This window comes from Pedobacter sp. V48 (genome assembly GCF_000523515.1).
Classification (GTDB): Bacteria; Bacteroidota; Bacteroidia; order Sphingobacteriales; family Sphingobacteriaceae; genus Pedobacter.
Genome location: NZ_AWRU01000015.1, coordinates 32,511 through 56,161, shown reverse-complemented (window position 1 = coordinate 56,161; position 23,651 = coordinate 32,511). Strand labels below are relative to the sequence as shown.

Here is a 23,651-nt window from a genome sequence, read left to right as displayed (position 1 = left end):
GACAAATCCCAGAATTATGGTACGCTTAAAAGAACTGGATGTTTTAAGAGGAATTGCCGCCCTTAACGTAGTTATATTCCATTATACATCTAAGTTCAGAATGAATTTTGGCCATAATTATCCTTCGAAATTCGATTGGGAGATTGGCCGTTACGGAGTAGAACTGTTTTTTATGATCAGTGGCTTTGTAATCTTTATGTCTCTGCAAGGGAAAACCTCACTGGAGGATTTTGCTTATAAAAGGTTTTCGAGGCTTTATCCAACTTATTGGATTTGTGTATTTATAACATTTTTAATTGTAAACCTTTCTCAGGATCCTAAAATGGAGACAAACAGTATCTCGGTTCTTTTGATGAACATGAGTATGATACAAGGGGTTTTCGGAATTAAGAATGTTGACGGGGCTTACTGGTCGCTGGTACCGGAACTGTTTTTCTATGCTTTTATGGGTGCTTTGTTCCAACTCAGATTGTTAACTAAAATGAGGACAATAGCAGTAATATGGCTAACCTTAATGATAAGCAATAGCTTGTTTACACTACCTTTTGGCGCTTACCTGCTGAATTTACAATATGGGATGTTTTTCCTTGCAGGAATTCTTTTTTACAAAATAAAATTTGATGGAGGGGACTGGCGAGAACACATTTTGATTGGCTTCTGTTTTTTAGCTGGAGTGATAGAAAACCCAACGTTGATTTGTTTTGGTGTGTTCTCTGCGATATTTTGCTTGTTCTACTTATTTGTTTACGACAGGCTTACGCTGCTTACCTGGAAACCCTTTGTGTTTCTGGGTTATATTTCCTATCCGTTATATCTGCTGCACCAAAACATAGGTTTTGTGCTCATGAGAAAAATAGGGCGATATATTTCTAATGAATTTCTGGTAATTTTTATAGGCATCATTTCTATGATAACCATAGCATGGCTGGTAACCCGGTTTTTGGAAAAACCAATACTTCATTTTTTAAGGAACTATAGGTTCCATAAACCCAGGTATTCAGGTTCCTTTCAGAAATAAACCCTTTACCATGTCTTTACAGAAAAAAACAATTTCAGGGTTAATCTGGAATTTTACGCAGCAGTTTAGTGTGCAGTTAATTGGCTTCTGCATTACCATGATACTGGCCCGGATTTTATTGCCTGCAGAATTTGGCCTGATCGCAATGCTAACCGTATTTATTGCCATAGGTAATTCTTTGTTAGAAAGCGGCTTGGCATCGTCGCTAATACGATCGTCAGATTTGGGGCAAGAAGATTACTCTACGGTTTTCTTTTTTAACCTGGGTGGAAGTATTGTATTGTATGCCATTATTTACCTGCTTGCACCTCTGATTGCGTCGTTTTATCATCAGGATGTGCTGACGCTGATTCTTAGGGTTTATGCCATAGACTTTATCATAAATGCCTTTTACGGAGTGCAGAATGCACGGTTAACCAAGGAGATGAATTTTAAAATTCAAATGAAAATTCAGATCCCTGCAGTATTGGTAGGTGGACTATTAGGAGTTTTTTTAGCGCTTCAGGGTTATGGTGTATGGAGCTTGGTTTGGATGGGTTTATTTCAGTCTTTTTTATCGACTGTAATGCATTGGATTTATTCTGGTTGGAAACCAAGTTTTGTGTTCAGTAAACGATGCTTTAAAAAGCACTTTTATTTTGGCTATAAAATGACCTTGACTGGATTACTAGATATCCTTTATAGAAATATATATGTATTAATTATTGGTAAGTATTATTCGGTTGTACAGCTGGGTTTTTATTCGAGAGCAGATTCAGCAAGTCAGCTGCCAATTGCAAACATATCTGCTGTAATAAATAAAGTTACCTACCCAATGTTCGCATCGATTGCCGATGACGATTTGAGGTTGAAAATGGTTTATAAAAGACTAATGCAGCAGGTTATTTTCTGGAATACGCCTATCTTAATTCTGCTTGCTGTAATAGGAGAACCTCTATTCAGGTTTTTGTTTACTGATAAATGGTTGCCTGCAGTACCATACTTTCAAATCTTATGCATTGCTGGTATTATGTATCCTTTGCACGCTTATAACCTTAACATATTAAAAGTAAAGGGCAGGAGCGATCTGATACTGAAACTGGAATTTATTAAAAAATCAATTTGTGTAGTTGGCATTTTGTGTGTGTTTCCATTTGGAATATATGGCTTACTATATTTTCAGTTGATGTTCAATTTTATAGGGTATTACATCAATTCAATTTATAGCGGAAAACTGATCAATTACCCTATAGGAGAGCAAATTATCGACATTATTCCAATGATTGCAACTTCTGTTTTTGCAGGGATATTATGCTATCTGGCTGATATGCTATGCTTCAGCACACTCCAGTTATTAGATATTACCAGAATTACAATAGACGGCCTGTTTTTCTCTCTGATTTACCTGGCCAGCAGTTCAATTTTAAGACTTGCACCAATTCATGATTTTAAACAATTAATCCTAAAGAGATGATACCTGTAACCAAACCTTTTCTTCCAAAAGTTAACGAATTTGAAGAGTACATTCACAGCATTTGGGAACGTCAGTGGCTTACCAATAATGGGCCATTGGTAAATGAACTTGAATTGAAGCTCAAGAACTATTTAGAAATTAAACATTTGCTGTTTGTTTCGAATGGTACAATGGCATTGCAAATTGCAATTAAAGCACTTGGCCTGAAAGGTGAAATTATTACAACACCTTTCTCTTTTGTTGCAACTACAAATAGTATTGTATGGGAAGGCTGCAAACCGGTATTTGTAGATATTGACGAGGAAACTTTTAATATAGATCCGAAAAAAATTGAAGCTGCCATAACGCCTCAAACATCAGCCATTCTGGCTACCCATGTATATGGTAACCCATGTGATATTGATGCCATACAGGAAATTGCAGACAGGTATTCATTAAAGGTGATTTATGACGCTGCACATTGTTTTGGCACGAAATATAAAAACAAATCGGTATTTGCTTATGGAGATGTGAGCACAACAAGCTTTCACGCAACTAAAGTGTTTCATACGATCGAGGGGGGAGCAGTATTTACTCAATGCCCTGACTTATTGAAAAAGATGGCTTTGATGAGAAATTTTGGACACGATGGTCCGGATGAATTTTCTGAGTTGGGCATAAATGGCAAAAATTGCGAATTCCATGCGGCAATGGGTTTATGTAACCTAAAAGAGATTGATGAAATTTTAGACAAAAGAAGGTTGCTGTCATTTTATTACTGGAAGGCTTTAGCTAATCTGGAAGCCAGATATCCAAAACTTAATGAAAACCTTGATTACAATTATGCGTATTTCCCTGTATTGTTTGATAGTGAAGATTTAATGCTGCGATGCCTAAAAGCGCTGGAGAATGAAAAGGTGTATTGCAGAAGGTACTTTTATCCATCTCTTTCAACCTTACCTTTTGTTACATCACCTCATATGCCGGTATGCGATTCAGTATCAAGAAGGATTCTTTGTTTACCACTTTATCATACGTTAACATCCAGTGACCTTGACCTGATTACAAGGATAATTTTAAGGGTGCAAAATTATGACCGTCCGGCTGAGATCGAAAAATTGAATCATATGATTCCTGTAAATAACCTGAAGCCAGTATTCGCCGGCTTACAAAATGGAGCTGTCTAATCCTTATAATAACAAAATAATATAATTATGCCTACACATGAAATAATGGTATCAGTATGTTGTATCACGTATAACCACGAAAAATATATTGCTCAGGCTTTAGATGGTTTTTTGATGCAGGAAACTAATTTTAAATTTGAAATCCTGATTGGTGNARGATMRKWMKWCAGACAACACAAAAGCAATCATCGAAACATATTGTACAAGGTATCCAGGTTTGATCCAACTGATTAGTCATGACCCAAATATTGGAGCGATAAGGAATCAAACTGATGTAGTAGGACGCGCAAAAGGAAAGTACATAGCGATGTGTGATGGGGACGATTTTTGGACAGATGCGTCTAAACTGCAGAAACAAGTAGATTTTTTGGAAGCCCATGATGATTATGTGATCTGTTGCCATCATAGTGAAGTGATTGATGATTTTGACAAGCTTGTTTATGTAAAAGATTCGCCCGTAAGTCTGGAGTTTGATTATAAAGATGTGTTGCTGGGGAAAAGGGAAGAAACGAGAATCTGTTCTTTGATGATGAGGAATATTAAACAGGTAACGGGTGTAGCGGAGCAAAGCTGGTATTTCGAAACTTATGGTACAGATACGCTCTTAAAATTATATGCGGTTGCAAATACAGGTAAAAAGATTTATGTATTACCAGAAGTGATGTCATGCTACAGGCACCATACCGGTGGAATATGGAGTATGATAGATCCGAAGATTAGGAAATCAAGAATGATAAGCGATTTTAACCTTACCATAAAGAACTTCAAATACTCCTCGCTTCAAAAAAGAGAATTATTGAAAATCTATTTTAAACAATATTTTCTATTTGATATCCGGTATTTCAATTTCAATAATGCATACCAAACAATTACCTCATTATGGTAAGAAAATATAAACTGATTTTTGCCATAAATAGCCTTTTCGGAGGTGGAGCGGAGCGTGTAATTTCGAACCTTGGCAATTATTTTTATAATAAAGGTTTTGATGTAACAATGGTTTGCCTGAATGAGGCTAAACCTGCTTATCACCTGGAGAAGGGAATAAAAATTATTTCGCTTGTCAGCAATATCCGAAACCAGTCTTTTTTTTNCCGGTTATGGTATGGGGGAGTAACTCTTTCTAAGCTGTTGTTTATCCTGATAAAAGAAAAACCAAGCTGTGTGGTGTCATTTATGACTTCTGCGAATATATGGATGGGCCTTACCTGTAATATTTTAAAGACACCTTACTTGGTTTCTGAACGCATTACTCCAGACTATACCGTACATCAGCTTAACCATTTCTTAAGGTGGTTGTCGGCCAGGGTCTATAGTAAATCCAAAGCCATTGTTGTTCCCTCAAAAGGAATGGTTGATGGCTTCAGAAAGAATAAATCATTTAGTGCGCTAAGCAATTTTGAAGTGATAAATAATCCGGTCAGTCAGTTTAGTGCCGCTTGTGTAGAAAGAGTTTACCCTCGTAAATTTATTCTTAGTGTGGGTAGGCTAGACCATCAGAAAGGATTTGATTTATTAATAAAGGCTTATAAAAAACTTGAAATGCAGGATGTAGATCTTTTGATTTCGGGTGAGGGCGGTGAGCGCGAAAATCTGGAAAGACAAATCAAAGATTTAAACCTTAACGGCCGGGTGAAACTAATTGGCTACCAGAAAAATCTTCAGGACTATTACAGACAGGCAGAAATGTTTGTGCTTTCATCGCGGAACGAAGGATATCCCAATGTACTTGTTGAAGCCATGAGTTTAGGCTGTGCCTGTGTGGCTACCGATTGCGAATTTGGGCCTTCAGATATTATAGAGAATGAGGAAAATGGCTTACTAGTTGAAGCAAACAGTATCAAGTATCTTTCTAAAGCAATAGAAAGAACCATGAGTGATCCCGCTCTTAAAATAAAATTGTCTGCAAATGCTCAGCTGATCAATCAGACAAACTCCCTCGAAAACACTTTCGCAAAATGGGAAAAGTTAATACTAACTCATATTTAAATCCATAGAGATTTAATAATCAATTTATTAGGCTTACCAAATATTAAAATCTTAAAGATATGAACATACCTTTCTCTCCTCCATTTATTGATCAGGCAGTGATTGATGAAGTGCTTGATTCTCTTCGTACCAACTGGATTACTTCGGGACCAAAAGTTAAGGCCCTGGAATATGAGTTGTTGAATTTAACGGGATCTAAAGCCACTGTTTGTGTGAACTCCTGGACCTCGGGAGCAATTATGATGCTGAAATGGTTCGGCATAGGTGATGGAGATGAAGTTATTGTACCGGCATACTCTTATTGCGCCACCGCTTTATGTGTTTTACATTGCGGAGCAATACCTGTAATGGTGGATATTTTAGACGATTTTACTATAGACCCGGCAATGGTGAAAAGTAAGATTACGTCAAAAACGAAAGCAATAATTGGAGTTGATATTGCAGGGCTACCCTGTAACTATAACGAATTGCGTGAAATTGTAAATGATCCTGCGATAAAAAGCATTTTTAAACCTGTTACAGCAAAGCAATCTGAACTGGGAAGGATATTGTTGATGTCTGATGCCGCGCACTCTATTGGTGCAACCTACGAAGGACTGCCTGCTGCTCAGAAATGCGATGTAACTATTTTTTCATTTCATGCTGTTAAAAATATTACGACTGCTGAAGGAGGCTGTATCTGTTTGAATTTACCTCCACCTTTTGACAATCAGGAAGAATATAGTTTTTTGAAGATCTTCTCGCTAAATGGCCAGAATAAAGATGCATTTGCAAAATCAAAAGGCGCTAACTGGAGATATGACATTCTTTTTAAGGGATTCAAAATGAACATGCCTGATATCTGTGCTGCAATTGGGTTGGCTCAAATAAGACAATACAGTAATACATTACTTCCGCTCCGTAAAAATATATTTCTAAAATATTGTGCTGCATTTAAATCTTATGACTGGTTCATTGAACCCACCGGAAAAGACGAGATAAGGGAAGGTTCGTACCATCTTTTCCCATTGCGTATTAAAGGAATTACCGAAGCTGAGAGGGACCAGATTATTGAAAGCCTGGTAAACTGGGGTGTGATCGTGAACGTTCATTTTATACCAATGCCTATGCTTACATATTTCAAAAGCATTGGATATGCTATAGAAAATTACCCTAATAGCTATAAACAGTTTGCCTGCGAGATTTCATTGCCGATATACCCTCAGTTATCTGATCCTGAGGTCGACTTCATCATAGAATCTGTTATAGGTGCTGTTCATCAGGTTGTGGAAGTCAATAAATTAGTTAAAGTGTTGTCATAAAATCATCTAACATGATTGCGAAAAGGGTGTTTGACATAGTGTTCTCATTGGGTGGTATGATCTTTTTGTCGCCGATTTTTATTGTGATTGTTATTCTTTTAAGGTTAGACTCGAAAGGGAGTATTTTTTACAAGCAACTTCGGGTAGGCTTAAATCAGAAGAATTTTAAACTGATAAAGTTTAGAACGATGTATACTGATTCAGATAGAGCCGGTTTATTGACTATTGGGGATCATGATTCGCGTATTACCAGAGTTGGATGCTGGCTAAGAAAATATAAAATAGATGAACTTCCACAGCTTATGAATATTCTAAAGGGAGAAATGAGTTTTGTTGGCCCCCGGCCAGAAGTACTTAAATATGTTGAATTGTATGACGCCTCTCAAATAAAGGTACTTAGCGTGAAACCTGGCATTACAGATTGGGCATCCATTCAGTATATTGATGAAAATCAACTGCTTGCAGCTGCTGAGGACCCAGAGAGTTTTTATATTAACACCATTATTCCTTCAAAAATTACTCAGAACTTAAAATACATTGATCACCACAACCTTTGGGTTGACCTGAAGATCATTTCATATACCCTGAAAAGTATAATTAGAAGATGAAAATATTGAAAATTTTGGATTGGCCATCAAAAAGATTTTATGGCGAGACACATCATTTTTATCGCTGGAAAAAGAACCTTCTTGAACACGATTTGAAAGTAGAGTTTTATTATGATCATGCTGACAAAGGATTAAGAGGCGCAGATTATTTGCTCTTGCATTCGCGGTATTTTGCAGATGGCTGGCAGAACATACATACCAGATCTTCTAAAAATGAAGATGAGCTGATTGCGTATTTAACAGAAATGAAACGAACAGCGGGTAGACTGATTTGGTTTGATGCTGCGGACTCTTCTGGATCCAGCGATTTTCCAATCATATCTTTTGTTGATGTTTTTATGAAGAAACAGCGACTAAAAAATCTTGATTATTACACCGTTTCAAATAAGGTTAATGACTTAAGGATATGGTTAAACACGATTTCGGATGATCAAAAAACAACTTTTGTACCCTGCCCTGAAGCCGAACTTCATAAAATTAAACTAGGCTGGAATATCGGGTTTAATGATTACAGGTACTTTGGATATAAAATGAGCAGGCTAAGTAATTATTTGAGTTATAGGGTTTACCCAACTCATTTATCTACTTATGATAAAGACAGGAGATATGACTTGGCTTTTCGCGGGACAATTCATAAAGATAATGGGAATAGGAACATGATCTCGTATCAAAGAAATCATGTTTTAAGTCTTTTTGATCGGTTGAACCTGCAAATTGCAAGTGGCGGAAATGTGAGTAAGGCAAGATATTGGAAAGAGCTAAGGGCTTCGAAACTTAGTATTAGCCCGTTTGGCTGGGGAGAAATCTGCTATCGGGATTTTGAGACATTTATTTCCGGTTCTGTACTGATTAAGCCGCTTATGAATCATCTGGAAACTTATCCAAATCTGTTTATAGAAAACGAAACCTACGTTCCTGTTAATTGGAATTTAGAAGAACTTGAAGCCCGTCTGGAGCATATGGCAGCTCATTATGATGATTATAAACACATCGCAAAAAATGGTCAGGAGAAATTTTTTAAGGCGATTAATGATTCCGAAGACTTCATAAAAACTTTCAAACAAAACATAGAATAGCTTATAACGCATATGAAATTAATTGCAGTTGTATTTATAGTGTTGTACTTATACAGCCTGTCGTTCGGGGTTTTTATGACAAATTTCTTTAGAATCCCTACGCCTCTTATTTTCTGCTTACCCCTTATTTTTCTATTTAGGGAAAAAGATGGGTTGGGATTTTTGTACAAGAGAGAGCTTCTTCTTCTTGGAGGTGCCATTTTCTTGTACAATGCAATTGGTTTTTCGGATTACATGGTATTTATGGCCAATACCTTATGTATTGGAATGTGTGCACTTTACTTTAATTATTTTGTAGGTGCAGATAAAGAGCGATTTACGATTAGTGTATATGTGTTTATTGCTTTGCTGACATTCTCATCAATTGTAATGGTTCTTAATCCATTTTATTTATCAGAAATAAATAACCTGAGGTCAATGCTAATGGGAGAGCCGGTTGTACAGAGTCCTTCGGGAATAGCCACATACCAATTTAATTTTGGATATCAGCTGGCCGCACTGGTTCCATTTCTATTGATTTTCACATTAATATTTGATAAAGCCCTTGTGATTAAAATACTTAGTCTTTTGGCTTGTTTACTGTTTATTTATCTGGGTATGCAACGCTCGGTATTTGTAGGTTTTGTTTTTTCCGTTTTCTTGTTTTTAATATTGTATTACAACTACAAAGCGATTTTTATTGTGGTGTTTGCTGTATGTGCAGCTTTTGTATTCTATACATACATTTTGAAAGATAATACAGATTCGTATAATAATATTCTTACCAAGAATGAACATAATATGGAAGAGTATAATCGATCAACCCTGGCTGCTGAAAATTTAAGAATCTATTCGGATTATCCGTACGGGCTTATATTTTATGGGAAGGATTGGTCGGATGTTACTTATCGTAATGAGGTATTCTCGTCAGGGATTACTTCGCACAATGCTTACCTGATGTTTCTTACATATGTTGGACCTTTTTTGGGGCTGGGGATATTGGCCGGATTGTATTATAAGATTGCAAAGATCATTATCAATGCATTTCGAAATGTTAAGAAGAAGAAATATGCCTTGATGATTTGTCTTTGTTGTTCATTTATAGCCGTTTCCATCAACTCATTATCGCACAATTCATGGCTTGTTAGCGCAAATGGCCCTACTTTTTTCCTGTATTTCGCGATTCTGCACTTAAACTTTTTGTTGAACAGAGAAGCTGAGCTGGACGAAGATGTAGTTGTTCCCCGTATTTAAAAACAGAAGATATGGATAAGGAAATCATTAGAGATATCATAGACTGGGATACCACAAACTGGTGGAGGGCAATTGAGTATCTGGACAAGAATGCGCCGATACACGAGAGGAATAAGCAATGTTTGGAATTAGGAGCAGCACGGGGTGGGTTATCACTTTGGCTTGCACTTAGGGGCAATTCTGTACTGTGTACAGACCTTAAAAATCCGGAGCCCATAGCAAGTGAAATTCATTGTAAGTATGAATGTAGTGTTAATATAAATTATGCGGCCCTGGATGCAACTGATATTCCCTTTAAGAACCAATTTGACATCATCGTATTCAAATCGATACTGGGTGGAATTAGCCAGAATAATAGAAATGAATATAAAGCAAAAACAGTAAATGAGATTTATGGCGCTTTGAAGCCTGGAGGAATGCTTCTTTTTACAGAAAATTTGGCTGCTACTAATCTCCATCGATTCCTAAGACGCAAATATGGTACTCCTGGATGGAATTATCTGGAAATAACTGAAGTAGCAGAGCTATTTAGTGCATTCGAATCAATTAAATATACAACAATAGGATTTTTTGGATGCTTTGGCAGGACCGAAAAGCAAAGGATCCTTTTAGGACACCTTGATGGGTTATTGGAATTCATCATCCCAAAGAGAAAAAGATATATACTAAGTGGTATTGCAACTAAATAATTTTTTGAATCGGATTTCCAGGTACATATAACAATGGAGAAAATCAAAATAATGCACCTTATAGGTGATTTAACCAAAGGAGGAGCAGAGCGCTTCGTAGTTGATTTGTGTAATGAACTTGCCAAGGATGACCAATGTGAAGTTTATTTGGTTTCCATCTGTTCAAATGATCCGCAGGAGACATTTGTAAAAGATGTTCATAAGAATGTTCGGTATGTTTCTTTCAACAAAGGAAGGGGATTTAGCCTACGAGCTTTTTTGGCCTTAACCAAATGGCTGAATAGGGAGGAACCTGATGTGTTACACTCCCATTTAAATGGCTTTGAATATCTGGCTCTATACCTATTGGCTAATAAACACACACTTTTCTTTCATACCATTCATAATATTGCTGTAGCCGAATGTCCAAATTTCATACTTAAAACCTTTAGAAGGTTATGGTACAAATTAAATAAGGTGAAGCCTGTTACGATCTCATTTGACGGCAAAAAAACCTATAGAGATTATTATCAGCTCGATAATGACATTTTAATTGAAAATGGAAGACAGGATTTGGTGACAACTGATGAGTATCCTGTATTAAATGAAAAATACAAGGAAGGTGAAGACACTTTTATCTTAATACATGTAGGGCGGATTGTTTCGGAAAAGAATCAGGATTTATTAATCAGGGCCGTAAAGAAATTTAATGTGACTGAAGAGAAGAAATGCAGACTGGTCATTATTGGAGAGGTTAAAGAAAAGCGTTTGTACCAGCATTTACTGGAAATGGTTAATAACGATCCATACATAGAATTTATAGGTGGAAAACATAATGTTGTGGACTATTTGAGTATAGCTGATGCATTTTGTCTTTCGAGCATATTTGAAGGGATGCCCATTTCTTTAATCGAAGCCTTATCGGTTGGTTGTATTCCAATCTGCACACCTGTAGGAGGTATTAGTCAGATGATCAGACATGGAAAAACAGGATTCTTAAGTAAAGATGTAAGCGTAGAAAGTTATTACGATGTGTTAAAAGAAGCACTTTATCATCCTGATAAAAAAATGATCAAACTAAATGGGAGGTTATTCTTCAAATTAAATTACCACATCCAGGCATCTGCAAATGCCCATTTAAAAACCTATTCTACAATGTTGATGTCGGGTAAAAGCAACATGGTGAAAGGATACCAGATGATTACTAAGATTTAACTTAAATAGAGATGATAAAATTTACTAGTGACGAACTCAAAGTTGTAAAGAAAATTGAAGCATTAAAGAATGAGGCGGGTTCCCATTCACCAAGTTTCTTTACTTTTAAACAGAAACTCCCAGAGGTAGACATTAAAGTAGATGCTTGCTTTTTATCTAATCCTTATGCAACTGAGCTGTTTATTGAATATTTTAATAAGGAAATCCTGCATACTGGAAATATCAGAGATTTATTGGAGAGCTATCCCTCCCAAAATGGCGTAATTGCTGAGATCTTAGCTGATTTTTTAAAAATTGATTCAGGGAATATCTTTATTGGCAATGGGGCTATTGAAATCATTCAGGCTGTCATCCATAATTTCACCAAGAGGAAGATTATCATTACAATACCTACCTTTTCATCTTACTATGAGTATGTTAAGGATGGAGTAGAGGTGGTTTATTATAATCTATCTAAGAATAATAATTATAACCTTAATGTAGAGGAATACATTGCATTTGTTAAGTTAAATAAGCCAGATACGATAGTATTGATTAATCCGAATAATCCAAATGGTGGTTATACAAAAGCTGCTGATGTACAGCGAATTATAGAAGAGCTTTCATTTGTAGACAATATTATCATAGATGAAAGCTTTATTCACTTCGCATATGAAAGTGAATCCTACCAATTGGTATCATTATCACATCTTGTTAAAGAACATCCTAATGTTATTGTTTTAAAAAGCATGTCGAAGGATTTTGGAATTGCCGGGGTAAGAGCCGGATATGGTGTGATGAGAAAGGAATATGTGGATCTTTTATTAAAGAATGGTTATTTGTGGAATTCAAATGGTTTTGCCGAATATTTCTTTCGGTTGTATACAAGAGCCGATTTTGCTCTTAGGTATGATAAGGTAAGGGTTAAATATATTGTTGAGACATTGGAGTTTATCCAGGAGTTGAGGCAGTTGCCAAATATTAAGGTATATCCAAGTATGGCCAATTTTGTACTCATTGAGTTGCAAGAGGGCATAAAATCAACAGAGTTTGTAGCCAAACTGCTTATAACTTACGGTATTTACGTAAGAACGTGTGACGATAAAATTGGATTAAAAGGACAGTTTATAAGACTAGCATCCCGTTCAAAGGATGAGAACGATTATGTAATTCAAAGCATAAAAGCATGTATTCAGATGAATGACGTTTTGAAATTGGTAAATGAAACGGTTGTTTAAGACAGTAGTTTTTGGGATTTGTAATTTGTACTTCAAATATCGTTTTAGAAGGTCTATAAAAGATACCGTCCGGAACCAGGAGATATACCTTGTTGATATAGATAACACCCTTGCCGATACCTGGCCATCACTACAAGATTATGTTTATAGGAATGAAAACCATCGATATGGATCTTTATCGATTTTTATCGGGATGCGCAACTTCATACTGGATAAAACCAGGACCAGGCAGAAAGTAATATTTATATCTGCAAGAAGCTACCTCGACTACTTTTCGACGCGTAAATGGCTAGCAGCAAATGGGCTAAAGGCCGACTGTGTCATTCTGGTTAGAAGGGCTGAAGACAAGCTTGACTATATAAATGAACTGTTAAGCAGAGGCGTACCTGTTGTTTACATAGACGATTTGAGTTATGGTCATGAGTCTGGAGTGATGAAATTATACGAAAAAGTAATATTGAAACTGAAGGAAATGCCAATAAAATACTTAGGTATTAAAGAAATAGAACTAATCAATTCAGCATATGAAACCAGTAACCAAGGTACTAAAGAGAATAGCGCGTATCATCAGAATTATCGTAGCAATTAAATGGCTAAAACTCTGGAGACTGCATGATGCCAACAGTGATATTTTAGTTTGGATACCCTTTAGGTCTATTAAATATTTTGGATCAGATGCATTTATATGGGATATGGCTACTATTGCGGGATTGATAGCAGAAAATAAAAGGATAAAAATTGTGTTTAGCCTGGCCATCGGGAAATACCATAACAAGAAGATCTTTTTTTCTATTAGCAATCGATACAATATATATAAGTTCGATAACTATACCCATATATTGTCGCATATTACCATGCAACTTGAACAGCAGGGAAATTCAGTATTTCCCAAACATAGCGAAACCATGTTATGGGAAAATAAAACCTATATGCATCAGGTATTTTATGTTGAAGGTGTCAATGAGCCTAAAACAAGAATTTTTGAATCAGTTGAAGACTTAGTAAAGGCCAACATCCGTTTCCCTTTTCTCATCAAAGCAGAGCATTCTTCTTCTTCAGAAGGGTTATATAAAATAGCATCTCCGGGAGATCTTTCAGACCTTGTTTCGAACAAGAAATTTGTGGCAGAGAACAAGCATATTATAGCACAGGAGCTGATTAATATGAGAAAAGACCTTAGGGTTATTTTGGTTAAAGGCGAAATTTTGCTCCATTATTGGAGAATAAATTTAAATGAAGAATGGAAACCAACTTCGACAAGTTATGGAAGTAAGGTGGATTTTGATTTTTTTCCCGAACAGTGGAGAGCACATATTATAGAAACCTTTAAGTCATTGAAGATTACTACCGGTGCTTTTGATGTTACCTGGGAAAATGACGACCTGAATACGAAGCCTATTTATCTTGAAGTCAGCCCGTTTTATCAGCCGAACCCTAAAATGGAATTAAAGGAGAAAGCATATGCCTTTTATAAGCAGCATTTCAGCTTATTTAATTCATGGGATGTGAAGTACGTAAACGTTGTTTTTGATATTAAGCATAAACAGGTAAAGGCATACCTGGAAGATTCCTTAGCTAATTAAGTTCTCGATTAATTTTCCTCTCAAATAAAATAGTTTATGAAAGTGAATAAGCGGGTGATCTTGATGACCCCATCTATGAGCAAGGGCGGAGCTGAAACCCAGCTGCTAAAAATTGCGTCATTTCTGCAATCAAAGCATCATAAGGTATTAATCATTTCTTTAAAACCCATTGATGAATTTAATGGTGATATCAGAAAAGCAGGAGTAGAAGCTTTGTTTTTAAGGAATTGGTCTAGTTCTCCGTTTTCGAACATACAGTTGCTTTATAAAACCATTAAAAAATTCAGACCGGATGTGGTTATTGCTTTTATGTTCATTGCAATCATATTTGCACGCCTATTAAAGCTGAGGCTTAAATTTAAGCTGATCTCTACCATTAGAATATCTGTAATTCCAAAAAAATGGTACATGCCCTTTAAGCTTACAGATGGGCTTGACGATGCTGTTGTTTACAATTCGGTTGCTTCAATGATGAATTTTGAAAAGCAAAAGCTGGTGAGCAAAAGAGGTATTGTTATTCATAACGGAATCACTATACCGCAACATACTAAGAGCGACGGAGAATTGGTAAACGGGAGTTTCAAATGGATATGTATTGGTCACTTTAGATGGAACAAAGACTATTTAACGCTCTTTAAAGCAATAGCACTTTTAAAACATAGAAATTTTACCGTAGATATAGTTGGAGATTTAAATGGAGAGTTGTGGCCCAAAAAAACTATTGAAGAGCTAAATATCGGGGACTATGTTAACATTATAGGCTTTAAGAAAGAAGCACATAGTTTTTTAGGTCAATCAGATGCTTTTGTGCTTTCTTCTTTTTCAGAAGGGATGCCGAATGCAATCCTGGAAGCCATGGCGTATGCGAGACCTACGGTTGTAACAGATATTGATGGAAATCATGAACTGATTGAAAAGGCACAATGTGGTTTGTTATGCGAGAAGCAAAATGAGCATGATATGGCCAGTAATATGTTAAAGATAATGGATATGTCTGCTGCCGATAGAACAGCTCTTGGAAACAAAGGGCAGCAACACATTAAGGCACGATTTAGTGAAGAACAAGTGATGGGAGAGTGGATGCAATTAATTGACGGGTTAGCCGGTTAGTGCGATTTAGATTTAACATAATATGTGCGGAATATTTGGAACGATAAACTATGAATATCCAATAGAGAACAGCATGATCTTTAATGGTTTATTACATAGAGGCCCCGATGAACAGGGACATTATAGCTTGTATAATGTAAACCTTTACCATACCAGACTGGCAATTCAGGATTTAAGTGTAACCGGGCAGCAACCAATGGAACACAATGGACTGGTGATTGTTTTTAATGGTGAGATTTATAACCATATGGAGCTTAGAAAGAAGTATGGTCTTAAAGCTTCTTCCAATTCTGATACATTGACCATACTGATGATGTTTGAGTTGATGGGCATGGATATGCTTGAGGAATTTGATGGGATGTTTGCATTTGCATTATACGATACCCTCAATTTTAGAATGTACCTGGCACGCGACAGGGCTGGCAAAAAACCTTTATATGTTTATAATAAAGCAAAGACCTTTGTTTTTTCATCAGAACTAAATGTACTTTATAAGAAGTGCAGACCTGAGATCGACTATTCTTCACTTGCCGATTATCTGTATGTAGGGCATCACTACCGTAAAGCTACACCATATCTTTTTGTTAACGAATTGGAAAATGGACACTATTTAAAGATTGATACATTAACAGGCCTTTGCGATGATGAATGCTGGTTTAAAATTGAAGATTATTATAAAGCGGAAAGATACCCAGATTACTCCGATGCGGTAACGCAACTTGATGGCATACTGAAGACCGCGGTTAAAAGTAGAATAGACAGCTCTGATTTAGATGTAGGATCTTTTTTGAGTGGAGGCATTGACAGCGGATTAGTAACAGCAATGGCCGCTGAACAGACTTCAAAACTTAAAACCTTTACGGTTAAGGTTCCGGGATCTTTTGATGAATCGGCCCTTGCAGAGAAGGTGGCAAAGAAATATGGAACTGACCACACTGTGGTTGAAATAGACTTTTCTGATTTAACCAACGATATAGAAAAGATCATATCTAACCATGGTGAGCCTAATTCTGATAATTCCGCAATACCGAGTTACTATGTGGCCAGGGAAGCAAAAAAACATATAACGGTTGTTTTAAATGGTGACGGTGCAGATGAGTTATTTGGTGGTTATAGAAGATATGTACCATTTAAACACGTAGATTTTTTTAATCCAAGCCAGTTTACCAGGATTAGTTCAAGAATTTTAACCAGTTTATTGCCCGTAGCTAATCAGAAACAAAGTAACTACACGTATATATATAGGTTATTGAAGTTTGGCGGCTATTCTGATCTGGTTAAAATCTATTGCTCGGCCTCTTCAGATCTTTTTGTAGGCTTTGAAGATGCCTTTATTGAAAAACCAAAAATGAAGGTTATTTCAAGTGATCTTGCAAGAATTAATGACTATTCAATATCGCCCCTAAAGAAATTACTGCTGATGGATTTTGATTCGATGTTATTCAGCAGATTACTTACCAAAATGGATATTGCCACAATGGCCCATTCTTTAGAAGGAAGAAGTCCTTTTTTAGCAAAGGAAGTTCTTGAATTTGCGCCTGGGTTACCAGACAATTTTAAAATAAAGAAACTTCAGACCAAAGATATTTTGAGAACGCTTGGGAAGAAATATCTGCCGGCAGAGCTCATTGATCAGCCTAAAAGAGGATTTGAAATACCTCTAAAGAAATGGGTTGATCATGAGCTTAAAGAGATTATCAATACCTATTTGATGGCTCCGGATAATTTGTATTCCAAAATCATAAAAAAAGATTTCATAATGGACCTTATAGCCAGAAAGATTAAAATTTCTGATGAAAGAAGGGCCAAAATACTCTTTTGCGTATTCAGTCTGGAAGTGTGGCATAAAAACCTTTAGGCCAAAATCTATAAATCTAAATTTAAAGCGATCGTTATGAAAGTATTGGTTACCGGTACAGCCGGTTTTATTGGGTATCATCTGGCAAAATATTTATTGGAAAGAGGGGATGAAGTAGTCGGAATTGATAATGTTAATGATTATTATGATGTAAATTTAAAATACGGCAGGCTTGCGGAAACTGGAATTAATGGGGTTTCGCTAGAATATGGAAAACCCGTTCGAAGCAATAAATATCCAAATTATCAGTTTGTTAAGCTAGATCTCACAGATCATGGCAAGATGAAGAAACTTTTTAAAGGATGCCATTTTGATGCGGTATGTAATTTAGCTGCGCAAGCGGGAGTAAGGTACAGTTTAACTAATCCCAGAGCTTATATTGATTCAAATATTACTGGTTTTCTGAATGTTTTAGAGTGCTGCCGCACACACAATATTAAACATTTTGTATATGCAAGTTCATCAAGCGTTTATGGTTTAAACAAAAGAATGCCCTTTTCTCCAAGTCATCAGGCAAATCATCCGGTGTCAATATATGCTGCTACTAAAAAAAGCAATGAGTTAATGGCGCATACTTACAGCCATTTATTTAAGCTTCCAACAACAGGTTTGCGCTTTTTTACAGTATATGGTCCATGGGGAAGACCGGATATGGCCCCTTTTCTTTTTACAAAAGCAATTCTGGAGCATAAGCAGATTGATATATTTAACAATGGGAAGATGAAACGGGATTTCACTTATATAGATGATATTGTAGATGGAATAGTTCGTGTGATCGATCATCCTGCCAAAAAAAGCGTTTTATGGGATGCTTCGGTTCCAGATCCATCAAGCTCAAATGTGCCCTACCGGGTATTTAACATAGGAAGAGGGGAATCTGTAGACCTGCTGGAATTTATAACTGAGATAGAGAAAAATATTGGTGCGATTGCCGATAAAAATTTTATGCCAATGCAAAATGGTGATGTTGCAGAAACATGGGCCGATATATCGGTAATGAAGAAAATGCTGGCATATGAACCAAAGGTTTCCGTATCAGAAGGTGTAAGAAATTTCGTGAACTGGTATAAGGATTTTTACTTGGTAACAAAAAAGGGACAGACTCAGATAGAAAGTGTGGTTTATCATTGATGTTTCTCTTATAAAACGATACTAAAAAATATCGATAATTATAAATTTTTAGCGAAGTATATTGTGAGTTTGATGTCGGATATGTGTTTTGTGACAAAAAAATTACACTTATTCATATGTTTAAACATGCTTTTTGTAGTTAAAATATACCTTGATATTAATAATATACTACTATTTTAAATTAATTTAAAATTTGTAGTCAGAAAATATTTTAACCAATTAGTGCCGGAGATAATAATAAGTAATATTTGATTAAGCTAAAAGATATTCTGATTTCTGAGTGATAATTTATTCATTATAATAATTAAATCATTGAGATTTGCTAAATTGGATTAGCACCTGAAAAACGGTTTCCTTTATATAAAATCATCGATTTTCCATAATTTTTGAAGTGTATAGTGACGCGATTTTTCGCGTTACCATTGTATACTTTTAAAAAATCAAATGGAAAGAAAAAACAAAACATCAAATCGACTGCCCATGAGCCTTCTATTACTGTTAGTTGTATTAACTTTTAGTAAATGTAAAAAAGGCTCGGATGCGGCAACCCCTGAAAACCCACTTACGCAGACTGACACTGGTTTAGCAGCTACGAGCACCACAAGTGGTATTAAATCATTACAAGTATTTAAAGTTGCAAGCGACGGCGGTTTCTCTTACAGAGTGTATGAGCTTCCGGTGTCAGGAGATTCACAGAGCCAGCCTAAACTCTCAACAATGAGGGTCTTTGAGGATGGAAAAGAGCTTGGTCCTGCGCATTCAAGTGCAGCAGACATCAGGAACATAGGTAAAGGACGCTTTTGTCATTGGCTTACCAGCGTATATATATCTGCTTCAGATAATAGCGATCCAAGGACCAATGGACGTAAGTATACTTACACCTTAGATGGTACTGGAGGTTCGGTGGTTAGCCCTCCGGTAACGAGCCCTGTAGCGCCTCCATCAACAAGCGGTGCTATTATTGGTTATGCTATGGTTGACGGTAAAACCACAGGCGGTACAGGTGGCCAAACCATAACGGTAACCAGTTATTCTGCTTTAAAAAATGCTGTTTCATCAAATACAGCTACGATTGTTAAGGTGTCCGGAAAAATTACTGGTACAGGCTATTTAAACGTAGGTTCCAACAAAACAATCCTTGGTATGAAAGGTTCGAGTTTGGAAGGTGTTGGTTTATTAGTTTATGGAACCAGTAACGTAATCATCCGTAACATGACCATCAGAAATGTGGTAACCTATTCAAATATAGTTATTAAAGAAGGTGCGCATCACGTGTGGGTAGATCATTGCGATCTATCATCTGATAGAAATCACGGATGGGACTATTATGATGGTCTGTTAGACGTTGGCAACAGAGCAGATTATGTTACTTTATCGTACAATAGATTACATGATAATAATGTCGCGATGTTAATCGGTTTTGGAGATGCAAACACTAACGATATTGGTAAACTTCGTGTTACTGTTTATAAGAATTATTTCTATAACGTTTCTGAAAGACAACCTTGTACAAGATTTGGAACGATGCACGTATTTAACAACTATTTGCAAAATAGCAGCGGATACGGTATCGGTGTAACTATGGGTGCAACAGTAAGAACAGATAATAACTATTTTGAGAGCCAGCATTATGCGATTTATACTGATTTTAATTCAAAACCAGGATTTGTTAGCGGTGCAAGCACCAATATTATTAAAGGTGGCGTAAACAAAATTTCAACAGCAGCATCATCATGGGTACCAACCTATGAATACAAGTCAGAACTTATTCCAGCAGCAAATGTTCCTGCAACTGTGATGGCAAATGCCGGAGCAATCCTGAACCTTTAAGCAATAATAGTTTTTGATTTAACAAACATCTTTTTTGATGGTCATAGTATTAAGGGCCTGTTTAGCAACTCAGTTGTTAAACAGGCCCTTAAATATTTACCTATAAATTTAAATCAACATGGTAAAAGAAAGAAAGGTAATCTTGATCTCATGCGACTCTCCACGTTCATTACTGGATTTCCGAGGCAAATTGATAGAAGCATTAATTGTAAAACATGAAGTGATCATTTTTACTCCAAAAATTGAGCATCCGGAGATTAAAAGTAAGCTAAGTGAAATGGGGGTAAAGGTATACGAAAATGGATTGAACCCCAGTAACGTCTCGGTGCTCTCTGACCTTCGGTACCTCTTCGAATTGCGCAGGCTGATCAAAGCAACCAAGCCCGACGTATTTTTTCCTTACACCTTTAAACCAGTTATTTACGGCGCTTTTGTTGCCAGGTTTTGTAGAGTAAATCACATTACACCAATGCTGACCGGGCTCGGGTATAATTTTTTAAACATAGGTTCAAGAAAAACGGTAGTTCAAAAAATAACAAGAATTCTGTTAAAATTAAGCCTGAGGGCAAGTAAAAGATTACAGATCATTTTTCAGAACAAGGATGATTACAATACGCTGATCCGTGCAAATATTATTACAGACAAGAATATAGCTCATGTAGTGAACGGGTCAGGGGTAGACCTTTCTCATTATGAATATTCCCCTCCCGATTTAAATAACATAAGCTTTTTAATGATTTCCAGATTAATTAACGCAAAGGGAATTAAAGAATATTATTATGCTGCAAAGCAGATCAAAGAAAAATTCCCTGAAGTTGTTTTTAAGCTGATTGGACCATATGACGAGAATATTGATGCCATTAGTGCGGATCTGTTTTCAAAAATAAAATCGGATGGAACCATTCAGTATTTTGGGCTGGTTGATGACGTAAGACCTTATATTAATCAATCTTCTGTTATTGTGTTGCCCTCTTACTATGGAGAGGGAGTGCCGAGGTGCCTCTTAGAGGGGATGGCAATGGGAAGGGCCGTTATTACCTGCAATTCAGTTGGATGCCGTGAAACGATTAACCCACTTTTAAGAAAGGCCAATGGTTTCCTGGTTCCGATAAAAGACATTCAGCAATTGGCCTCTAAAATGGAGTACTATATCAGGCATACTGATGATGTTGCAAGATTTGGACTAAATGGAAGAAAATATGCAAGCGAAAAATTTGACGTAAATAAAGTGAACCAGACTATGGTTAATATTCTGGAAGGAGCATAATCCTACTACCTAGGAAAATCAGATCACTAGCGCACCTTAAAGAAAAAATATACATGTCTTATCAATGCTTAATTGTCCGCACAAAAGCGGAGTGGGATGCTTATGTTAAGCGGGCTCATAATTATGAAGTATATCACACCTGGTATTACCACTCCTTAAATATGGAAGGAGAGCCCATTCTTTTTATTTACGAAAAAGAAGATTTATTTATAGCATTTCCACTAATAAAAAGAAATATCGCAGAGTCATCTCAATATGATATGACTTCTGTGTATGGATACGCAGGGCCAATATCTAATATCGATTTCAAGGATATTCCGCAATCAACGGTTGAAAGCTTTAAAGAAGAGTTCAGTAATTTTCTGAAATCCGAACAATGTATAAGTGTTTTTACGCGATTATATCCTTTTCTTAATCAGCATTACTTATTGGAAAATATTGGCGGGGTTATTCCTAATGGTAGTACCATTTATATGGATTTATCATTAAGTATTGAAGAACAAAGATCACGCTACGACAAGAGGCTAAAAAGGCAGATAAAGAAACTTCGGGAAACAGGGTATACCATTAAAAGTGCCGCCGGGCCCAGCGAAATAGCCGCATTTACAGAAATGTACCATAAGAATATGGATCGGTTGGGAGCCAGTAAAAGCTATTATTTTGACGAAAAATATTTTACCGGATTGCTTAATTCAAGTGAATTTGAAAATGAACTGGTGCTGATTTATGACGGCGCTGAAATGATTTGCGGGGCCTTGATCCTGGTATCCGAAAATGTGGTGAGAAATCACTTATCTGCCACTTCTGAAAAATACCTGAAGGTATCTCCCAGTAAGTTATTGACGGATGAGATTAGTTTGATTGGCAGAAGATTGGGTAAAAAGATATTCCATTTAGGTGGTGGTGTAGGAGGAAAAGAAGATTCGCTGTTTAAGTTTAAAAGTCATTTTTCTGATTTAAGAATTAATGACAGGATCTGGTGCTATGTTAATGATCAGGAGTCTTATAATGCGCTTTTAAGTCAAAAAGGTGTAGGGTTAAATCAGCAGTCTACTTTCTTCCCTGCCTACAGGCAAACCAAAGCATAACAAATAAAACGTACTATTATGAACAATAAATTTGATTATTCGGAAGCTGATATTACAATATTTGATAAAGTGATCAGCGAATATGGCTGGATCGTATATGAAAATGTTTTAAGTAATGAATTACTTGATGAGATCAACGACTCGCTATTGCCTGCATACGAAGTAAGGCATAAAATACAGGAAGCCAACGGTATTGCACAAAATATGGATGGCACCTTACATCACCTTGTAGAGAAGGAGCTGTTTACACTAAAATTTTTAGAACAAAAATATGCACATGAGCAAATTATACACTTCTTAAAAGGCAATTATATTTTGAACTCATTAGGAGCGGTAATTAATGTAAGAAACGCACAACCATACGTTCAGAATGTTCACCGGGATGTTAGAACTTTTACAGGATCATTTAAGCTGATGATCCAGATGATGGTTATTCTTGATGATTTTACTATAGAGAATGGTGCAACCTATATGCTTACCGGATCGCATAAACATGATAAAAAACCGGACGACCAATATTTTTATGATTATGCCGACAGAGCCGTAGCAAGAAAAGGCAGCATCATTTTATTTGACGCCAACCTGTGGCATGCTGCCGGTAAAAACTATACCGATAAGCCAAGGAGGACCCTTACAATGGCCTTTACAAAACCTTTTATGAAACAACAACTGGATTATCCAAGATTATTAGGCTATGATTTCGGTGAGGAACTTAATGACCACCTTAAGCAGGTTATCGGCTACAATGCAAGAACTCCTACGGATCTGTATGAGTATTACCAGCCAGTTCATAAAAGAATGTACCAAAGGGGCCAGGAATAAATATATCAATCCCATTGTTAA

Annotated in this window: 21 protein-coding genes; all 21 read left to right on the top strand. The window is 36.4% G+C overall.

Features of this window, described 5'->3' with window-relative positions:
• The first annotated feature begins 16 nt into the window (after positions 1-16).
• The 21 genes from N824_RS14545 to N824_RS14445 all read left to right on the top strand — a co-directional run bounded on the left by N824_RS14545 (position 17) and on the right by N824_RS14445 (position 23,630).
• Entirely contained in the window at positions 17-1,018 is a 1,002-nt protein-coding gene (locus tag N824_RS14545; RefSeq protein ID WP_048905884.1) for an acyltransferase, read from the top strand.
• A 10-nt stretch (positions 1,019-1,028) separates the two neighbouring features.
• Positions 1,029-2,471, top strand: a complete 1,443-nt coding sequence (locus tag N824_RS14540) for a lipopolysaccharide biosynthesis protein (RefSeq protein WP_048905883.1) — start codon at positions 1,029-1,031, stop codon at positions 2,469-2,471.
• Positions 2,468-3,637 (top strand): DegT/DnrJ/EryC1/StrS aminotransferase family protein, encoded by a 1,170-nt coding sequence (locus N824_RS14535; RefSeq protein ID WP_084498336.1) that lies wholly within the window; start codon positions 2,468-2,470, stop codon positions 3,635-3,637. Before N824_RS14540 ends, N824_RS14535 begins: the two co-directional genes overlap by 4 nt.
• Before the next feature lie 151 nt (positions 3,638-3,788).
• Complete coding sequence (locus N824_RS14530) at positions 3,789-4,523, top strand: glycosyltransferase (RefSeq protein WP_235207136.1); 735 nt, start codon at positions 3,789-3,791, stop codon at positions 4,521-4,523.
• Entirely contained in the window at positions 4,517-5,623 is a 1,107-nt protein-coding gene (locus N824_RS14525; RefSeq protein ID WP_048905882.1) for a glycosyltransferase family 4 protein, read from the top strand. Before N824_RS14530 ends, N824_RS14525 begins: the two co-directional genes overlap by 7 nt.
• 59 nt (positions 5,624-5,682) lie before the next feature.
• On the top strand, positions 5,683-6,924 hold the full coding sequence (locus N824_RS14520) for a DegT/DnrJ/EryC1/StrS aminotransferase family protein (protein ID WP_048905881.1): 1,242 nt from the start codon (positions 5,683-5,685) through the stop codon (positions 6,922-6,924).
• An 11-nt stretch (positions 6,925-6,935) separates the two neighbouring features.
• Positions 6,936-7,532, top strand: coding sequence for a sugar transferase (locus N824_RS14515; protein ID WP_048905880.1), 597 nt, complete (start codon positions 6,936-6,938; stop codon positions 7,530-7,532).
• Positions 7,529-8,608: a hypothetical protein gene (locus N824_RS14510; protein WP_048905879.1), complete on the top strand. Its 1,080-nt coding sequence runs from the start codon at positions 7,529-7,531 to the stop codon at positions 8,606-8,608. Before N824_RS14515 ends, N824_RS14510 begins: the two co-directional genes overlap by 4 nt.
• 12 nt (positions 8,609-8,620) lie before the next feature.
• Positions 8,621-9,841, top strand: coding sequence for an O-antigen ligase family protein (locus tag N824_RS14505; RefSeq protein WP_048905878.1), 1,221 nt, complete (start codon positions 8,621-8,623; stop codon positions 9,839-9,841).
• An 11-nt stretch (positions 9,842-9,852) separates the two neighbouring features.
• Positions 9,853-10,530 (top strand): bifunctional 2-polyprenyl-6-hydroxyphenol methylase/3-demethylubiquinol 3-O-methyltransferase UbiG, encoded by a 678-nt coding sequence (locus N824_RS14500; protein WP_048905877.1) that lies wholly within the window; start codon positions 9,853-9,855, stop codon positions 10,528-10,530.
• Positions 10,531-10,563: 33 nt separating this feature from the next.
• Complete coding sequence (locus N824_RS14495; RefSeq protein WP_048905876.1) at positions 10,564-11,724, top strand: glycosyltransferase; 1,161 nt, start codon at positions 10,564-10,566, stop codon at positions 11,722-11,724.
• An 11-nt stretch (positions 11,725-11,735) separates the two neighbouring features.
• Positions 11,736-12,941, top strand: a complete 1,206-nt coding sequence (locus tag N824_RS14490; RefSeq protein ID WP_048905875.1) for a histidinol-phosphate transaminase — start codon at positions 11,736-11,738, stop codon at positions 12,939-12,941.
• Positions 12,925-13,530, top strand: a complete 606-nt coding sequence (locus tag N824_RS14485) for a hypothetical protein (RefSeq protein ID WP_048905874.1) — start codon at positions 12,925-12,927, stop codon at positions 13,528-13,530. The genes N824_RS14490 and N824_RS14485 overlap by 17 nt, the downstream gene beginning before the upstream one ends.
• Positions 13,466-14,524 (top strand): RimK family alpha-L-glutamate ligase, encoded by a 1,059-nt coding sequence (locus N824_RS14480; protein WP_048905873.1) that lies wholly within the window; start codon positions 13,466-13,468, stop codon positions 14,522-14,524. The genes N824_RS14485 and N824_RS14480 overlap by 65 nt, the downstream gene beginning before the upstream one ends.
• 36 nt (positions 14,525-14,560) lie before the next feature.
• Positions 14,561-15,634 (top strand): glycosyltransferase, encoded by a 1,074-nt coding sequence (locus tag N824_RS14475; protein WP_048905872.1) that lies wholly within the window; start codon positions 14,561-14,563, stop codon positions 15,632-15,634.
• 22 nt (positions 15,635-15,656) lie between these two features.
• Positions 15,657-17,492, top strand: a complete 1,836-nt coding sequence (gene asnB, locus N824_RS14470; RefSeq protein ID WP_048905871.1) for an asparagine synthase (glutamine-hydrolyzing) — start codon at positions 15,657-15,659, stop codon at positions 17,490-17,492.
• Positions 17,493-17,528: 36 nt separating this feature from the next.
• Positions 17,529-18,623, top strand: coding sequence for an NAD-dependent epimerase (locus tag N824_RS14465; protein WP_048905870.1), 1,095 nt, complete (start codon positions 17,529-17,531; stop codon positions 18,621-18,623).
• Between the two features lie 480 nt (positions 18,624-19,103).
• Positions 19,104-20,453, top strand: coding sequence for a polysaccharide lyase family 1 protein (locus N824_RS14460; protein ID WP_048906024.1), 1,350 nt, complete (start codon positions 19,104-19,106; stop codon positions 20,451-20,453).
• Positions 20,454-20,571: 118 nt separating this feature from the next.
• A complete protein-coding gene (locus tag N824_RS14455) occupies positions 20,572-21,720 on the top strand; it encodes a glycosyltransferase family 4 protein (RefSeq protein WP_048905869.1) in 1,149 nt (382 codons plus the stop codon).
• 53 nt (positions 21,721-21,773) lie between these two features.
• Positions 21,774-22,808, top strand: a complete 1,035-nt coding sequence (locus N824_RS14450) for a GNAT family N-acetyltransferase (RefSeq protein ID WP_048905868.1) — start codon at positions 21,774-21,776, stop codon at positions 22,806-22,808.
• An 18-nt stretch (positions 22,809-22,826) separates the two neighbouring features.
• Positions 22,827-23,630, top strand: a complete 804-nt coding sequence (locus N824_RS14445; RefSeq protein WP_048905867.1) for a phytanoyl-CoA dioxygenase family protein — start codon at positions 22,827-22,829, stop codon at positions 23,628-23,630.
• Positions 23,631-23,651: the final 21 nt, after the last annotated feature.

Bases quoted from the DNA above. Each gene is read 5' to 3' on its own strand.
- N824_RS14510 (WP_048905879.1), top strand. From the start codon at position 7,529: ATGAAAATATTGAAAATTTTGGATTGGCCATCAAAAAGATTTTATGGC.
- N824_RS14495 (WP_048905876.1), top strand. From the start codon at position 10,564: ATGGAGAAAATCAAAATAATGCACCTTATAGGTGATTTAACCAAAGGA.
- N824_RS14500 (WP_048905877.1), top strand. From the start codon at position 9,853: ATGGATAAGGAAATCATTAGAGATATCATAGACTGGGATACCACAAAC.
- N824_RS14455 (WP_048905869.1), top strand. From the start codon at position 20,572: ATGGTAAAAGAAAGAAAGGTAATCTTGATCTCATGCGACTCTCCACGT.
- N824_RS14480 (WP_048905873.1), top strand. From the start codon at position 13,466: ATGAAACCAGTAACCAAGGTACTAAAGAGAATAGCGCGTATCATCAGA.
- N824_RS14450 (WP_048905868.1), top strand. From the start codon at position 21,774: ATGTCTTATCAATGCTTAATTGTCCGCACAAAAGCGGAGTGGGATGCT.
- asnB (WP_048905871.1), top strand. From the start codon at position 15,657: ATGTGCGGAATATTTGGAACGATAAACTATGAATATCCAATAGAGAAC.
- N824_RS14445 (WP_048905867.1), top strand. From the start codon at position 22,827: ATGAACAATAAATTTGATTATTCGGAAGCTGATATTACAATATTTGAT.
- N824_RS14505 (WP_048905878.1), top strand. From the start codon at position 8,621: ATGAAATTAATTGCAGTTGTATTTATAGTGTTGTACTTATACAGCCTG.
- N824_RS14535 (WP_084498336.1), top strand. From the start codon at position 2,468: ATGATACCTGTAACCAAACCTTTTCTTCCAAAAGTTAACGAATTTGAA.
- N824_RS14475 (WP_048905872.1), top strand. From the start codon at position 14,561: ATGAAAGTGAATAAGCGGGTGATCTTGATGACCCCATCTATGAGCAAG.
- N824_RS14515 (WP_048905880.1), top strand. From the start codon at position 6,936: ATGATTGCGAAAAGGGTGTTTGACATAGTGTTCTCATTGGGTGGTATG.
- N824_RS14465 (WP_048905870.1), top strand. From the start codon at position 17,529: ATGAAAGTATTGGTTACCGGTACAGCCGGTTTTATTGGGTATCATCTG.
- N824_RS14540 (WP_048905883.1), top strand. From the start codon at position 1,029: ATGTCTTTACAGAAAAAAACAATTTCAGGGTTAATCTGGAATTTTACG.
- N824_RS14520 (WP_048905881.1), top strand. From the start codon at position 5,683: ATGAACATACCTTTCTCTCCTCCATTTATTGATCAGGCAGTGATTGAT.
- N824_RS14490 (WP_048905875.1), top strand. From the start codon at position 11,736: ATGATAAAATTTACTAGTGACGAACTCAAAGTTGTAAAGAAAATTGAA.
- N824_RS14460 (WP_048906024.1), top strand. From the start codon at position 19,104: ATGAGCCTTCTATTACTGTTAGTTGTATTAACTTTTAGTAAATGTAAA.
- N824_RS14545 (WP_048905884.1), top strand. From the start codon at position 17: ATGGTACGCTTAAAAGAACTGGATGTTTTAAGAGGAATTGCCGCCCTT.
- N824_RS14485 (WP_048905874.1), top strand. From the start codon at position 12,925: ATGAAACGGTTGTTTAAGACAGTAGTTTTTGGGATTTGTAATTTGTAC.